Raw genomic sequence first — 14,514 nt, forward strand, 5'->3', positions numbered from 1 at the left:
TCCCGGGAGAAATCCCGATAGGGTCGTAAGCAGTCGTCCGCGTACACCGCCCCACCCCGGCGTGAGGCGGACGGCAGCAGATCTGACGAGGAGGCCATTGCCGCGTATGGGAGCGAAAAGCGACCCCACCGGCAATGGCCTTCTTCGTATGTGCACCACGTGAAAGAGGCGGAATCTCCCATGACCACCAAGGCCCAGAAGAGCGACGACGGCAAAGTACGCGGCCGGTTTCTGCTGAAGCTGTCCGGAGAGGCCTTCTCCGGCGGGGGCGGCCTGGGCGTGGACCCGGACGTGGTGCACAAGATCGCCCGCGAGATCGCGGCCGTCGTCCGGGACGGTGCCGAGATCGCGGTGGTCATCGGCGGCGGCAACTTCTTCCGCGGCGCCGAACTCCAGCAGCGGGGCATGGACCGGGCCCGCTCCGACTACATGGGCATGCTCGGCACGGTCATGAACTGCCTCGCCCTCCAGGACTTCCTGGAGAAGGAGGGCATCGACAGCCGGGTGCAGACCGCCATCACCATGGGCCAGGTCGCCGAGCCGTACATCCCGCTGCGCGCCGTGCGCCACCTGGAGAAGGGCCGTGTGGTCATCTTCGGCGCCGGTATGGGCATGCCGTACTTCTCCACCGACACCACCGCCGCCCAGCGCGCCCTGGAGATCGACGCCGAGGCGCTGCTCATGGGCAAGAACGGCGTGGACGGGGTCTACGACTCCGACCCGAAGCGGAATCCGGACGCCGTCAAGTTCGACGCCCTCGGCTACGGCGAGGTCATCACCCGCGACCTGAAGGTCGCCGACGCCACCGCCATCACGCTGTGCCGCGACAACAAACTTCCGATCCTGGTCTTCGAGCTGCTCGCGGAGGGCAATATCGCTCGGGCCGTCAAGGGTGAGAAGATCGGCACGCTGGTCGGCGACCAGGGCAGCCGGGACTGACCCGGCATCGATCCGGCCGGTGGTGCACGGCCCCGTGACGGGGCCGGCTGCCGGCCGGGGGATGGACAATGTCCTGCCGGTCGGGAACCGTGCAGGAAGAAGACGCGACGCAGCCGGCCGCCGCCCCGACGAGGAACCGCAGCCGGGCCTTACTCAAGACACGCAGGAGCAAGTGGTGATCGAAGAGACCCTCCTCGAGGCCGAGGAGAAGATGGAGAAGGCCGTCGTGGTCGCCAAGGAGGACTTCGCCGCGATCCGCACCGGCCGTGCGCACCCGGCGATGTTCAACAAGATCGTGGCCGACTACTACGGTGCCCTGACGCCGATCAACCAGCTGGCCTCGTTCTCCGTGCCGGAACCGCGCATGGCGGTCGTGACGCCGTTCGACAAGAGCGCGCTGCGCAACATCGAGCAGGCCATCCGCGACTCCGACCTGGGCGTCAACCCGAGCAACGACGGCAACATCATCCGAGTGGTGTTCCCCGAGCTGACCGAGGAGCGGCGCCGCGACTACATCAAGGTCGCCAAGGGCAAGGCGGAGGACTCCCGGGTGTCCATCCGCTCCGTGCGCCGCAAGGCCAAGGACACCATCGACAAGCTGATCAAGGACGGCGAGGTCGGCGAGGACGAGGGCCGTCGTGCTGAGAAGGAGCTGGACGACACCACGGCGAAGTACGTCGCCCAGGTGGACGAGCTCCTGAAGCACAAGGAAGCGGAACTGCTCGAAGTCTGATGAGCGACTCTTCCTGGGGGGCGCCGCGGGCGGCGGATCCGGCCGGCTACTGGGGGCCCACCGGGGGCGGGCCTGTCCAGGGAGCCGCCCCGGCGGGTCCCGCGTACGATGCGCCTCAGGCGCAGCACACTCGCCCCATGCCCATCGTGCCCGACGTACCCGCGTATGGCGGAGACCAGGACGACCGGGGGGCCGCTCGGCCGAGCGGCCCCCCGGTCCACAACGAGGTACGGCCCGAGCCCGCACCGGGTGGGTCCCTCTCGGCCGAGAACCAGAATCCGGAGCCCATGCCCGACGCCCCCCAGCCGGCGCCAGCGCCGCAGAAGAAGAGCGCGGGCCGTGACCTGAGCGCGGCCATAGGGGTCGGCGTCGGACTCGGTGTGGTGATCGTCGCGTCCCTGTTCGTGTACAAGGCCGTGTTCGTCGGCGTGGTCGCGGTCGCCGTGGTCGTGGGCCAGTGGGAGCTGACCAGCAGGCTGCGGGAGCGCAAGGAGATCAAGGCGCCACTCGTGCCGCTCGCGGTGGGTGGTGCGGCGATGGTGGTCGCCGGGTACGTGCGCGGCGCCGAGGGCGCCTGGGTCGCCATGGCGCTCACCGCGCTCGCGGTGCTGGTCTGGCGCATGACGGAACCGCCGGAGGGCTATCTCAAGGACGTCACGGCGGGCGTCTTCGCCGCGTTCTACGTGCCCTTCCTCGCCACGTTCGTGGCGATGATGCTGACGGCCGACGACGGCCCGTGGCGCGTCCTGACCTTCCTCCTGCTGACGGTCGTCAGCGACACCGGCGCCTACGCGGTCGGCTGGCGCTTCGGCAGGACGAAGCTGGCCCCGCGCATCAGCCCCGGCAAGACCCGCGAGGGACTGCTGGGCGCGGTGGCCTTCGCCATGGTCGCGGGCGCGCTGTGCATGCAGTTCCTGATCGACGACGGCACCTGGTGGCAGGGCCTGCTGCTCGGCCTCGCGGTCGCGGCCAGCGCCACGCTGGGCGACCTCGGCGAGTCCATGATCAAGCGCGACCTGGGCATCAAGGACATGGGCACCTTGCTCCCGGGCCATGGCGGCATCATGGACCGCCTGGACTCCTTGCTGCCGACCGCGCCGGTGGTGTGGTTGTTGTTGGTGGTGTTCGTCGGGTCGGCGTGAGTCGGTGGCGGTCGTGAGCCGGTGGCCGTACGCGGAAGTGCCCCCGCCCTGGACGCAGGGTGGGGGCACTTTGGTGTGGCGGGGTCAGGCTGCGCGGGTGGTGCGGATCGCCGCGATGTCGAACTGGAGGCGGACCGTCTCGCTCACCATGGACCCGCCCTGGGCCAGCCGGGCGTCGTAGGTCAGGCCCCAGTCGGAGCGGTTGATCGTGGTGGTGCCGTCGAAGCCGACCCGCTCGTCTCCGAACGCGTCGGTGACGTGGCCGATGTAGGTGAGGTCCAGCTCGATCGGACGGGTGGTGTCCTTGATCGTGAGGTCGCCGGTCATGCGGTAGACGTCCTTGCCCACGAGCCGCACGGTCGTGCTTGTGAACGTCATTCTCGGATGGGCCGCGGCGTCCAGGAACTGGCGGCCGACCAGATGGGCGTCCCGTTGCTCGACGCCGGTGTCGATGCTGGAGGTGTACAGCACGATGTCGGCCCGGGACCGGGACGGGTCGCGCCCGTCGAAGTACAGGCGGCTCTCGTACTGCGCGAACGCGCCGCGCACCGTGGTCACCATCGCGTGCCGTACGGAGAACCCGATCCTGCTGTGCGCGGGATCGATCAGCCACTCGCCGGTGAGAGCCGCCAGCTCGGGGTCGGGCAGTACGGCGGTGGCGGTGGCGCCGGCCACCGGTGACGCGGTCGCCACGGGCGCGGCGGACGGCTGCGCGCGCCGGTGAAATGAATTGCGGCCGAAAAGGTTCATGGCGCCAGTTGTTACGGCACGGCAAAGGGCAGGACAAGGGCTGACCAGGAAACCCGACCGTTCGTCGGCAGAATTTCACACGCCGCCCGCCGTCCCCTTCACCCGTTGCACTCGCTGTACCCGAGCCATCACCACTGCGGCCGACGCCCGTCGTCGCCGGCGCCGCCCCAGGTCACCCGATTGGATCTGCGACACTGGTAACGCCATGCCTAAGCCCGGAGAACTGGCAGTAGTTGGGCAGCAATAAGCCCCCTACCAGCGCGTTCGGCGCGGATAGGGGGCCGGGTGTGGGTCACTGGGCCGTCTCTGGGCCGTCAGGCTCGCGCGGGGCCGGCAGGAGCACCCGATCCACGGCCTTCCTCGTACGGCCCTGGCTCGACGGCATCAGGTGCGCGTACACCCGCAGCGTCAACCCCGGGTCGGAGTGCCCCAGGTACTCACTCACTGCCGTGATGCTCTCGCCGGCGTCCAGCAGCACCGAGGCGTAGAAGTGCCTCAGCGCGTGCATGCCGTGCTCACGAGCGGACTGGTACTTGCCGTCCGTCCCGGCTTCCGCGATCAAGCCAGCAGCCGCGAGAGCGGGCTTCCACTCCTGGATGTTGAAGTTGCTGCGCCAGACGAGTCCGCTCGCGGTGTTCGTGAACAGGAGGCGGGCCGACACCTTCGGGCCGTCCGGCTTGTGCCAGGGCAACGTGATCTCGACCGGCTTGAAGGCGTCCATGTGGGCCCGCAGGGCCTCAGCCACCGAGGGCGGCAACGGCACGTCCCGCTCCTTGTTGCACTTCGGAGGAGCGAACACGGCCTTTCCCCGAATGAGCTTCACCTGCCGGACCACCCGGATGATGCCGCCGTCGAAGTCGAGGGCATCCTCAGCCAGTCCCACGATCTCGCCTTGACGGAGCCCGCACCCGGCACCCACGTCCACCATGGGCTGGTAGCGCCGGGGGAGTGCGGCACGGACGGCCTGAACCTGCGCAGGCAGCCACGGCACAACACAGCGCTGCTCGGCGGCCGGTGGGCGGACAGACTTCGCGGAGCACGGGTTACGGGGCAACAGCCCGTCGTCAACCGCCGCACTGAGCACGGCCCGCACGTCACCGTAGATGTTCCGCGCATATCCGCCGCTCACGGCCGGGTCTTGCTCCAGCGCGCTCACCAGGCCACGGATGTGCTCCGGGCGGAACGAATCCAGCGGCCGAGACCCGATCAGCCGGAACGCGTGCAGACGCAACCGCTGCTCGACCACGACCTGACTGGCCGGGTCGATGCCGTGCGTCTTGAGCCACTTCTCGGCGTAGCCCCTCCGCGCGGGCTGCGCCGACGCGCGCCCGCATGTAGATAGGGCCGTTGGCCATGAGCCGATCACCGCACGTCGCGGCCACGGTCAGAACAGTGCCTCCGGCGGGGGATCGGCCGGCACCGGGATGGAGGGGGCGCCGTCGCCGACCCCGGAGCCGTCGTGGCGGATGCAGGGGGCTCCCATCCCGCACACCATCGACCCAGGCAGAGCCGAGCAGACGCGGCTCAGGGGCGTCAAGGTCGTTCGTACAGTGGCGCGCTCCACCTTGACGCCCCTGAACCACGCCCGCTCCACGGTGTGTGGGTCGACGGCGTACGGGACGGGAGCTGGGGAGGGTGGTGGGTGGAGGCCGGCGTGAGGCGTACAGGTGCGTCTGGGTCCGATCGAGCACATCGGGTGCAGGTTGATGGCGCGCGAATGTCCTGGTCCAGCGGCGGAGACTGGTGCTGATCAAGCCTGGCCGGCGTCCACAACACTTGTGACTTGCCGCACATGTCCACAGATGCATATATATGTCCGTTTAAGTTGATAGAATCATCAGAATCGAGGATATGATCTCTTAGAAACGGAGCGGCGCATGGCATTCACGGTCCGCGACCCCGCGTATACGGCTCCAGGTCGCATGCAGGAGCTACACCTGGTGCATCACCGGGCTAGGCCGTCACTCCTTCACTCGCGCACCTTGCCGCAACCGCGATCCGTGCTGACAATCGCCGTGCTGCTCATTCTGGTGATCACACTCATCGATCTTCAGGTGCCTGGCTCGGTTCACCTCGGCGACTTGCTGATCATGGCGCCTGTACTGACTTCCTGGTACGCGAGCTCCCGGGTGACCTCACTTGTCGCCATCATGACCATGTCGGCTTTGGCGGCCATCTTCCTGGTCCGCCAATCCGTGAACCCGCCACAGGCGGCTGCCCTCGTTGCGACCTCGGCGACCGTCACGATCGCCCGGCACCTGGCGGAACGCGGACAGCGAAAGCTGGTCCAACTGCACGCAGTGGCCGAGGCCGCGCAACGCGCCATACTGCCTCCCCTCCCCCACCGACTCGGCCCCCTTCGCCTGGCCTCGACGTACCTGGCGGCAGAGGATGAAGCACGCATCGGCGGAGACTTCTACGGCGCCGTGCGCACGCCCACCGGGACACGACTGATCATCGGCGATGTTCGAGGCAAGGGCCTGCCGGCGGTCGGCGGCGCTGCTCACATCATCAGCACGTTCCGCGACGCCGCCCGCCGGCTAACCACGCTGCCGGAACTCGCCGCCTACCTGGATTCAAGTGTCCGCAGTGTCGCACCTGAAGCAGTGAGCCCCGAACAGGCCGAAGAGGTGTTCGCCACCGCCACTCTCCTCGAAATCCCCGACGCCGAGCCCCTCGTGCGAAGCGTCACCTGCGGACACCCCCCACCGCTACTCCTGCAAGCGAATGACGTCGTGCCCCTGGAAGCCGGCCGACCCGCTCCCCCGCTGGGCCTGGGCGCGTTGACGCGAACCACCTACCACCTCGACACCTTCGCCCTAGGGGCCGAAGACACCCTCCTCCTCTACACCGACGGTGCCATCGAAGCCCGCAACGCCGACGGCGCGTTCTACCCGCTCGCCGACCGACTCACCCCCCAGAACCACCGCCATCCCACGGCACTCCTCAACCACCTCCGCAGCGACCTTCTCCACCACGTCGGCGGCCAGCTCGACGACGACGCCGCCTTGATCGCCATCCAACGTCAGCCCGCTGACGGCACAGCGCCATCGGTTGCCGAATGGACCTGCGATCAGTGTTGAGCGGCTGTGCCCTGCGTGCCCGTTGCGTGCCCGTTCCGACGGGACTTAGCGGGGATTCACGGGGAACAGCGGCACCAGTCGGGCGTCGACCGAGGTCAGCGAATTGCCAGGTCAGCCGCTATCCGCATACGGCGTCTTCCCATCTAGCTACGCCTGACAGTGAAGCTGGCTGGGTTTTGTCGATCTCGATGCCGCGTCCGGGTTACCTGAATGCAGACGTTCGGCCGGCGTCACAGTCCGGCGACCTTCCTTACCGGGGCGCCTCTCGCCGCCATGGGTGATCACGCCTGCCCATGGCGTCGGACGGACGACCTGATGGTCGTTTTTCGACACTAATACCATGATTTTGGGTATTGACGTTATGTGTACGGCATATGACGATAGGCGGAATCGCGAGCGCCGAACCGTCGCCTTGTGAACCGTGCGGCGCTCCCATCTCGGCTCGAAGGAGGGCGGCAATGAAGACGTTCCGGAGGTGCATCCCGGGCAAGAAATCTGTGGTGGCGGCAATGATCCTTGGAGTGATCGCCTTCGTCGCACCGACCGCGACCGCCGCCACCGAGAGCCCGAAGCCCCAGAGCCCCACCTTCGACCGTTGCGTCCACAGCGCTGGTCCGGCCGGGCGCTACTTCTACCCGGGCTTTGCCAACGTCCCCTGCATTTGAGTGGCGCATCGGACTGGGGCGGCTCATTCACGCTCGACTGAGCCCTCCTCCTGGTCGGACGGCCACGTATGCCGAGCGCTGCGGGGATCGCGCAGGAACCGGTCTGCTGACTGCTGACATGCTGGTCACCGGGGGTTTCGGCCGCTAGTGGGGTCGCTGACGTCAGCGTTCCCGCCGCTAGCGCCAGCGACTTCTCCGGGCCCGGAGCCGGGCCGTCTCTGGGCCGTCCGAGGCTGCTCAACAGCGACCAGTGACGACTCCTAACGACAGTCGTAGCGACCGCCAGCCCCAGGTCACCCGATTGGATCTGCGACACTGGTAACGCCATGCCTAAGCCCGGAGAACTCACTTTCGTCGCCCCGCGCGGAGCCAAGAAGCCGCCGCGGCATCTCGCCGACCTCACGCCCGCCGAGCGCAAGGACGCGGTGGCCGAGATCGGTGAGAAGCCGTTCCGCGCCAAGCAGCTCTCGCAGCACTACTTCGCGCGGTACGCGCACGACCCGGAGCAGTGGACGGACATCCCTGCCGGGTCGAGGGAGAGACTGCGCGACGCGCTGTTCCCGGAGCTGATGACCGTCGTCCGGCATCTGTCCACCGACCAGGGCACCACCCGCAAGACGCTGTGGCGCCTGTTCGACGGCACGCTGGTCGAGTCCGTGCTGATGCGCTACCCGGACCGGGTCACCATGTGCATCAGCTCGCAGGCGGGCTGCGGCATGAACTGCCCGTTCTGCGCCACCGGACAGGCGGGCCTGGACCGGAACCTGTCCACCGGCGAGATCGTCCACCAGATCGTCGACGGCATGCGCGCGCTGCGGGACGGGGAGGTGCCCGGCGGGCCCGCCCGGCTCTCCAACATCGTCTTCATGGGCATGGGGGAGCCGCTCGCCAACTACAAGAGGGTGGTCGGAGCCATTCGCGCGCTCACCGACCCGGCGCCGGACGGGCTCGGGCTCTCGCAGCGCGGCATCACCGTCTCGACCGTCGGCCTCGTGCCCGCCATCCACCGGTTCGCCGAGGAGGGCTTCAAGTGCCGGCTCGCGATCTCCCTGCACGCTCCCGACGACGAGCTGCGCGACACCCTCGTCCCCGTGAACACACGGTGGAAGGTGCGCGAGGTGCTGGACGCCGGGTTCGAGTACGTCGAGAAGAGCGGGCGCCGGCTGTCCATCGAGTACGCGCTGATCCGGGACATCAACGACCAGGCCTGGCGCGGTGACCGGCTCGGCCGGCTGCTGCGCGGCAAGCCCGTGCACGTCAACCTCATTCCGCTGAACCCGACGCCGGGCTCGAAGTGGACCGCCTCGCGGCCCGAGGACGAGAAGGCGTTCGTCGAAGCCATCGCGGCGCACGGCGTGCCCGTCACCGTCCGGGACACCCGGGGCCAGGAGATCGACGGAGCCTGTGGTCAGCTGGCGGCCACCGAGCGGTAATCTGGCCACCGTCACGCACATCTTCATATCGACATCTCCATATCGACACCTTCATATTCCGACAGGGGAGCGCCACAGCGCTGAGAGTGCGGCGGACAGGGCCGCAGACCCTCTGAACCTCGCCCAGGTCATTCTGGGTAGGAAGTTCGGTCATCACTCAAGCTGTTGCGCCCTGCCCAGCTCCCTGGGCAGGGCCGCGTTCTTCCTGGCCAACCCCAGGAGGACATCCAGTGCACAACAAGACCCTCGTGGCCGTCGCGGTCGGCCTCGGTCTCGTCGCCATGTCGACGCTGACCGCGTGCGGATCCGCGGACACCAAGAGCGGCGCCGGCTCCAAGACCGTCACCCTCGTCAGCCACGACTCGTGGGCCGTCTCCAAGAGCGTGCTCCAGGACTTCGAGAAGAAGACCGGGTACAAGGTCAAGGTCCTCAAGGACGGCGACGCCGGACAGGCCGTCAACAAGGCCGTCCTGACCAAGGACAACCCGCAGGGCGACGTCTTCTTCGGCGTCGACAACACCCTGCTCTCCCGTGCCCTCGACAACGGCCTCTTCCAGCCGTACCAGGCCAAGGGGCTCGACCAGGTCGGCGCCGCCTACCAGTTGGACAAGGACAAGCAGCGGGTCACGCCGATCGACTACGGCGACATCTGCGTCAACTACGACAAGGCCTACTTCAGCGAGCACAAGCTGACCCCGCCGCAGTCCTTCGCCGACCTGGCCAAGCCCGCGTACAAGAACCTCCTGGTCACCGAGAACGCGGCCACCTCCTCGCCGGGCCTCGGCTTCCTGCTGGGCAGCGCCGCGCAGTTCGGCGACACCGGCTGGCAGGACTACTGGAAGACGCTCAAGGCCAACGGCGTCAAGGTCGTCGACGGCTGGGAGCAGGCCTACTACCAGGAGTTCTCCGGCTCCTCCGAGGGCAAGAAGGCGGGCGGTGACCGGCCGCTGGTCGTGTCGTACGCCTCCTCCCCGCCCGCCGAGGTGATCTACGCCAAGAAGCGGCCCAGCACGGCACCGACCGGCGTGGCGAACGGCACCTGCTTCCGGCAGATCGAGTTCGCCGGGCTGCTGAGCAACGCCCACAACCCCAAGGGCGCCAAGGCGTTCATCGACTTCCTGGTCTCCAAGGAGTTCCAGGAGGACATGCCGCTGAACATGTACGTCTACCCGGTGCTGAAGGGCGCGAAGGTGCCCGCCGAGTTCACCGCGTACGGCCCGGCCGCCCAGCACCCCGAGACCATGGCCCCCGGCACGATCGCCGCCAACCGCGACCAGTGGGTCAAGGCGTGGACCTCGCTCGTACTGAAGTAGCCGAAACACGGCGGAAGACACGCGGGAACGTGACGCGGCTCGGGCTCATGGCCCTGCCCGTCGCGTTCTTCGCGCTGTTCTTCGCCTGGCCGGTCGCCGCGATCGTCGCGCGCGGGCTGAAGGCGGACGGCGCCTGGCGGTTCGGGCGGATCGCGGACGTGGTCACGCAGCCGGACATCCGGCATGTGCTGTGGTTCACCACCTGGCAGGCGCTCGCCTCCACCGCGCTCACCCTGCTCCTCGCGCTGCCCGCCGCCCATGTCTTCGCCCGGCTCGACTTCCCGGGCAAGCAGGTGCTGCGGGCCGTGGTCACCGTCCCGTTCGTGCTGCCGACGGTCGTCGCCGGCAGCGCCTTCCTCGCGCTCGTCGGGCACGGCGGGCTGCTGGACGACCTGTGGGGCGTACGGCTGGACACCACGGTGTGGGCGATCCTGCTGGCCCACGTCTTCTTCAACTACGCCGTCGTCGTACGGACCGTCGGCGGTCTGTGGGCCCAGCTCGACCCCCGGCAGGAGGAGGCCGCCCGCATGCTGGGCGCCTCGCCGTTCGGCGCCTGGCGCAAGGTCACCCTGCCCGCGCTCGCGCCCGCCGTGGCCGCCGCCGCGCTGATGGTGTTCCTGTTCACCTTCACCTCCTTCGGCGTCGTCCAGATCCTCGGCGGCCCCACCTTCTCCACCCTCGAAGTGGAGATCTACCGGCAGACCTCCGAGGTCTTCGACCTGTCCACGGCCGCGGTCCTCACCCTCCTCCAGTTCGCCGCCGTCGGCGCGATCCTCGCCGTGCACGCCTGGACCGTACGGCGCCGGGAGACCGCGCTGCGGCTCGTCGCCCCCGAGACGACCGCCCGCCCGCCGCGCGGGAGCGGGCAGTGGGCACTGCTCGCCGGTGTCCTCGTCACCGTCGCGCTGCTCCTCGTTCTGCCGCTCGCCGTCCTCGTCCAGCGCTCCCTCGACGCCCCCGGCCTCGGCTACTACCGGGCCCTCACCAGCTCCGACGGCGGTACGTTCCTGGTGGCGCCCATCCACGCGGTGTGGACCTCGCTCCAGTACGCCGTCGCCGCCACCGTCATCGCCGTCGTGATCGGCGCTCTCGCCGCCGCCGCGCTCGCCCGCCGGGACGCCGGACGGCTGGTGCGGAGCTTCGACGCGCTGCTGATGCTGCCGCTCGGCGTCTCCGCCGTGACCGTCGGCTTCGGCTTCCTGATCGCCCTCGACAAGCCGCCGCTGGACCTGCGGCAGTCCTGGATCCTCGTCCCCCTCGCCCAGGCGCTGGTCGGCGCCCCCTTCGTCGTACGGACCATGCTGCCCGTGCTGCGCGCGGTGGACGGCCGGCTCCGGGAGGCCGCCGCCGTGCTCGGGGCCTCGCCGTGGCGGGTGTGGCGGGAGGTGGATCTGCCGCTGGTGCGCAGGGCGCTGCTGGTCGCGGCCGGGTTCGCGTTCGCCGTCTCGCTGGGCGAGTTCGGGGCGACCGTGTTCATCGCCCGGCCCGACAACCCCACGCTCCCGGTCGCCGTGGCCCGGCTGCTCAGCCGCCCCGGTGATCTCAACTACGGCCAGGCGATGGCCCTTTCGACCATTCTGATGGTGGTGTGCGCCGCCGCGCTACTGCTCCTGGAGCGGCTGCGCACCGACCGGACCGGGGAGTTCTAGATGCCGACGGGGGAGTTCTGATGCTGCTCAGCCTCGACGCCGCGACCGTGCGCTTCGGCGGGCGGCCGGTGCTGGACGCGGTCGGCCTCGACGTCGCCGAGCACGAGGTGGTGTGCGTCCTCGGGCCCAGCGGCAGCGGCAAGTCCACCCTGCTGCGGGCGGTCGCCGGGCTCCAGCCCCTGTCCGGCGGACGGATCCTGCTCGACGGCCGCGACCAGACGGGCGTGCCCGCGCACAAGCGCGGCGTCGGCCTGATGTTCCAGGACCACCAGCTCTTCCCGCAGCGGGACGTCGGCGCGAACGTCGCCTTCGGGCCACGCGTGCGCGGCGTGACCAGGGGCGAACGGGACGCCGAGGTCGCGCAGTTGCTGGAGCTGGTCGGACTGCCCGGGGCGGCGCGGCGGGCCGTGGCCTCCCTGTCCGGCGGCGAGCAGCAGCGCGTGGCCCTCGCCCGCGCGCTCGCGCCCCGGCCCCGGCTGCTGATGCTGGACGAGCCGCTCGGCCAGCTCGACCGCTCGCTGCGCGAGCGGCTGGTGGTCGAACTGCGGGAACTGTTCGGCCGGTTGGGGACGACCGTGCTCGCCGTGACCCACGACCAGGGCGAGGCGTTCGCGCTGGCCGACCGGGTGGTGGTGATGCGCGACGGGCGGATCGCCCAGACCGGTACGCCCCTCGACGTCTGGCAGCGGCCCGCCGACGCGTTCGTGGCCCGTTTCCTCGGCTTCGACAACGTGGCCGAGGCGACCGTCGCCGGCCCGGCCGCCGACAGCCCGTGGGGCAAGCTCCCGGTGCCCGACGGCTCCCCGCAGGGCGCGCGCAGCGTGCTCGTCCGGCCCGCCGGCGTACGGCTCGTGGCGGCCGACGCGGGCCTGGCGTGCACGGTGACCGCCCGCACCTTCAAGGGCACCCATGTGGCCGTCCACCTCCAGCCGGGGGACGGGCGGCCGCGTCTGGAGGCCGCGTGCGCGCTGCGGGAGGCGCCCGGGGTCGGGGACACGGTCGGCGTGGAGTTCGACGTGGCCGAGATCGTGGTGATCGACTGAACGCCCACCTCTGGGGTGATCACCTCTAGGGTGAGGGGCATGACTTTGCTCGCGCATGACCGTTACTGCGACGAAATCGCCCATCAGGTGGCGCAGTTGAGGGCCGTGGTGACCTCCGGCGCCGATCTGTCCGCGACCGTGCCGACCTGCCCGGACTGGTCGCTGGAGGACCTCGTACGCCATATGGGCGGCGCCCTGCGGTGGGTGGAGACGACGGTGCGCATCCGGGCGCAGGAGAGCGTTCCCCGCGACCAGGTGCCGCTCGGTGCCGGGCCCGAGGAGCGGGGCGATGCGGCGGCGCTGGACAAGTGGCTGGCGCAGACCGGTGAGCTGGTCGTCGCCACGCTGCGCGAGGCGGGCCCGGACACCGCGGTGTGGAGCTTCCTGCCGGGGAAGGCCGTCTCCGGGTTCTGGGCCCGCCGGATGACCCACGAGATCACCGTCCACCGCGCCGACGCGACCCTCGCCGCCGGGCTCGACTACGAACTGGCACCGGAGATCGCCGTCGACGCGATGGACGAGTGGCTGGACTTCGCCGTCTTCCTCCAGCAGGTCCGGGGCCATGAAGAGGCCCTGCGCCTGGACGGCCCCACCCGCTCCATCCACCTCCACGCCACCGACGCCGACCCGGACCTGAACGCCGAATGGCTGCTGGAGTTCGGCGCGGAGGGCGTGCGCTGGCGGCGCGGGCACGAGAAGGCCGCGGTCGCCCTGCGCGGCCCGCTCACCTCCGTGCTGCTCGCCTTCTACCGCCGACTGCCGCTGGACAGCCCCGAGTTGGAGGTGCTCGGCGAGCGGGAGCTGCTGGAGTTCTGGCTGCGGCGCGCGACCTTCGGCTGAGCGGAGGTCCCGGCGTACGACCGCGGCCCGTCCCCCGGGAAGGATCGGGGGGGACGGGCCGCGGCGGTGGTGCGCAGGGGCGGGGGTCAGCCGTTGCCGCGCGCCCCGCGACGGCGCATGCCGAACCAGACCGCGCCACCGCCGACGACGACCAGCGCGCCCGCGACTCCGGCGATCAGGGGGGTGTTGGAGTTCGCACCGGTCTCGGCGAGGTTCGAGCTGCCGGCGGCCGGGGACGGCGCGTTGCTCGGGGCCGCGCTCGCCGGGGCGGAACTGGAGGCGGAGCCCGACGGGGTCGGGGACGCCGACTGGGCCGGGGTGGACTCCGACGGCGACGGCTTCGGCGTCGTGGAGGCCGGCGGGGTCGGGGTGGAGCTCCCGGTCGCGCAGGCGGTGGACGGGGTGCTCAGCGGAGTCGTGATGTCCTGGTCGACGAAGGGGCTGGCCGTGACGTGGACGCGGTACGTCGCGTTCGGCTTCCAGTTCTCCTGGAAGGTGGCCTGGGTACCCTCGGCGGAGCCCTTGACCTGCTGCTCGCCGATCTGCTTCTCGACCCCGCCGTTGTTCGTGCGGAACACGGTGATGGTGGCGGGGGTACCGGAGGCGTCGTTGTCGGTCACGACGAGGACACCCTTGTCGCCGTCGCACTTGGCTTCGGCCTTGAACTCACGGATGTTGCACGCGGACGCGGTGCTGGACAGGCCCAGGACCACGGCGGCAGAGGCGGAGGCAACACCCAGGATGCGCACGGAACGGCGTGCGCTGCGGCGGGATATGGACACGTTTGTCCTTTACAGAGTGCACAACTGCGGGGGGTTGAGGGGGAGTTGCGGCGACGAATGAGGGAGACGCCCCAGCACCCCCAGGAGGCTCACAGGTCTATAAGCGCTCCGTAAGCAGTGTCAATGCATATGCCGTCAACGG

At 69.7% G+C, this 14,514-nt stretch carries 12 protein-coding genes and 1 pseudogene; 10 read left to right on the top strand and 3 right to left on the bottom strand.

What is annotated here, in order from left to right:
- The first annotated feature begins 180 nt into the window (after window positions 1-180).
- The 3 genes from pyrH to ACZ4MF_RS20925 all read left to right on the top strand — a co-directional run bounded on the left by pyrH (window position 181) and on the right by ACZ4MF_RS20925 (window position 2,814).
- A complete protein-coding gene (pyrH, locus tag ACZ4MF_RS20915; RefSeq protein ID WP_071379606.1) occupies window positions 181-939 on the top strand; it encodes a UMP kinase in 759 nt (252 codons plus the stop codon).
- A 175-nt stretch (window positions 940-1,114) separates the two neighbouring features.
- Window positions 1,115-1,672 (top strand): ribosome recycling factor, encoded by a 558-nt coding sequence (gene frr / locus ACZ4MF_RS20920; protein WP_071375743.1) that lies wholly within the window; start codon window positions 1,115-1,117, stop codon window positions 1,670-1,672.
- On the top strand, window positions 1,672-2,814 hold the full coding sequence (locus ACZ4MF_RS20925; protein ID WP_467493440.1) for a phosphatidate cytidylyltransferase: 1,143 nt from the start codon (window positions 1,672-1,674) through the stop codon (window positions 2,812-2,814). Before frr ends, ACZ4MF_RS20925 begins: the two co-directional genes overlap by 1 nt.
- An 84-nt stretch (window positions 2,815-2,898) precedes the next feature.
- On the opposite strand, the gene ACZ4MF_RS20930 is transcribed toward ACZ4MF_RS20925, so the two are convergent.
- Together ACZ4MF_RS20930 and ACZ4MF_RS20935 are read right to left on the bottom strand one after the other, a co-directional pair.
- Window positions 2,899-3,564, bottom strand: a complete 666-nt coding sequence (locus tag ACZ4MF_RS20930) for a YceI family protein (protein WP_467493441.1) — start codon at window positions 3,562-3,564, stop codon at window positions 2,899-2,901.
- A gap of 292 nt (window positions 3,565-3,856) precedes the next feature.
- Window positions 3,857-4,864: pseudogene (locus ACZ4MF_RS20935) on the bottom strand (tyrosine-type recombinase/integrase); the annotation flags it as partial.
- 700 nt (window positions 4,865-5,564) lie between these two features.
- Here ACZ4MF_RS20935 and ACZ4MF_RS20940 point away from each other — a divergent pair.
- The 7 genes from ACZ4MF_RS20940 to ACZ4MF_RS20970 all read left to right on the top strand — a co-directional run bounded on the left by ACZ4MF_RS20940 (window position 5,565) and on the right by ACZ4MF_RS20970 (window position 13,590).
- Window positions 5,565-6,647 carry a PP2C family protein-serine/threonine phosphatase gene (locus tag ACZ4MF_RS20940; RefSeq protein WP_467493442.1) on the top strand — a complete coding sequence of 361 codons (1,083 nt, stop codon included), beginning with the start codon at window positions 5,565-5,567 and terminating at the stop codon, window positions 6,645-6,647.
- A gap of 458 nt (window positions 6,648-7,105) precedes the next feature.
- Window positions 7,106-7,312: a hypothetical protein gene (locus tag ACZ4MF_RS20945; protein WP_467493443.1), complete on the top strand. Its 207-nt coding sequence runs from the start codon at window positions 7,106-7,108 to the stop codon at window positions 7,310-7,312.
- 326 nt (window positions 7,313-7,638) lie between these two features.
- Window positions 7,639-8,745 carry a dual-specificity RNA methyltransferase RlmN gene (rlmN, locus tag ACZ4MF_RS20950; RefSeq protein WP_467493444.1) on the top strand — a complete coding sequence of 369 codons (1,107 nt, stop codon included), beginning with the start codon at window positions 7,639-7,641 and terminating at the stop codon, window positions 8,743-8,745.
- Between the two features lie 230 nt (window positions 8,746-8,975).
- A complete protein-coding gene (locus ACZ4MF_RS20955) occupies window positions 8,976-10,058 on the top strand; it encodes a thiamine ABC transporter substrate-binding protein (protein WP_467493445.1) in 1,083 nt (360 codons plus the stop codon).
- Between the two features lie 47 nt (window positions 10,059-10,105).
- Window positions 10,106-11,707 carry an ABC transporter permease gene (locus tag ACZ4MF_RS20960; RefSeq protein ID WP_467493531.1) on the top strand — a complete coding sequence of 534 codons (1,602 nt, stop codon included), beginning with the start codon at window positions 10,106-10,108 and terminating at the stop codon, window positions 11,705-11,707.
- Window positions 11,708-11,727: 20 nt separating this feature from the next.
- Window positions 11,728-12,750 (top strand): ABC transporter ATP-binding protein, encoded by a 1,023-nt coding sequence (locus tag ACZ4MF_RS20965; protein ID WP_467493446.1) that lies wholly within the window; start codon window positions 11,728-11,730, stop codon window positions 12,748-12,750.
- 39 nt (window positions 12,751-12,789) lie between these two features.
- On the top strand, window positions 12,790-13,590 hold the full coding sequence (locus ACZ4MF_RS20970) for a maleylpyruvate isomerase family mycothiol-dependent enzyme (RefSeq protein WP_467493447.1): 801 nt from the start codon (window positions 12,790-12,792) through the stop codon (window positions 13,588-13,590).
- An 86-nt stretch (window positions 13,591-13,676) separates the two neighbouring features.
- On the opposite strand, the gene ACZ4MF_RS20975 is transcribed toward ACZ4MF_RS20970, so the two are convergent.
- Complete coding sequence (locus ACZ4MF_RS20975) at window positions 13,677-14,372, bottom strand: LAETG motif-containing sortase-dependent surface protein (RefSeq protein WP_467493448.1); 696 nt, start codon at window positions 14,370-14,372, stop codon at window positions 13,677-13,679.
- Window positions 14,373-14,514: the final 142 nt, after the last annotated feature.

It is taken from the genome of Streptomyces sp. NPDC025793, assembly GCF_055558375.1.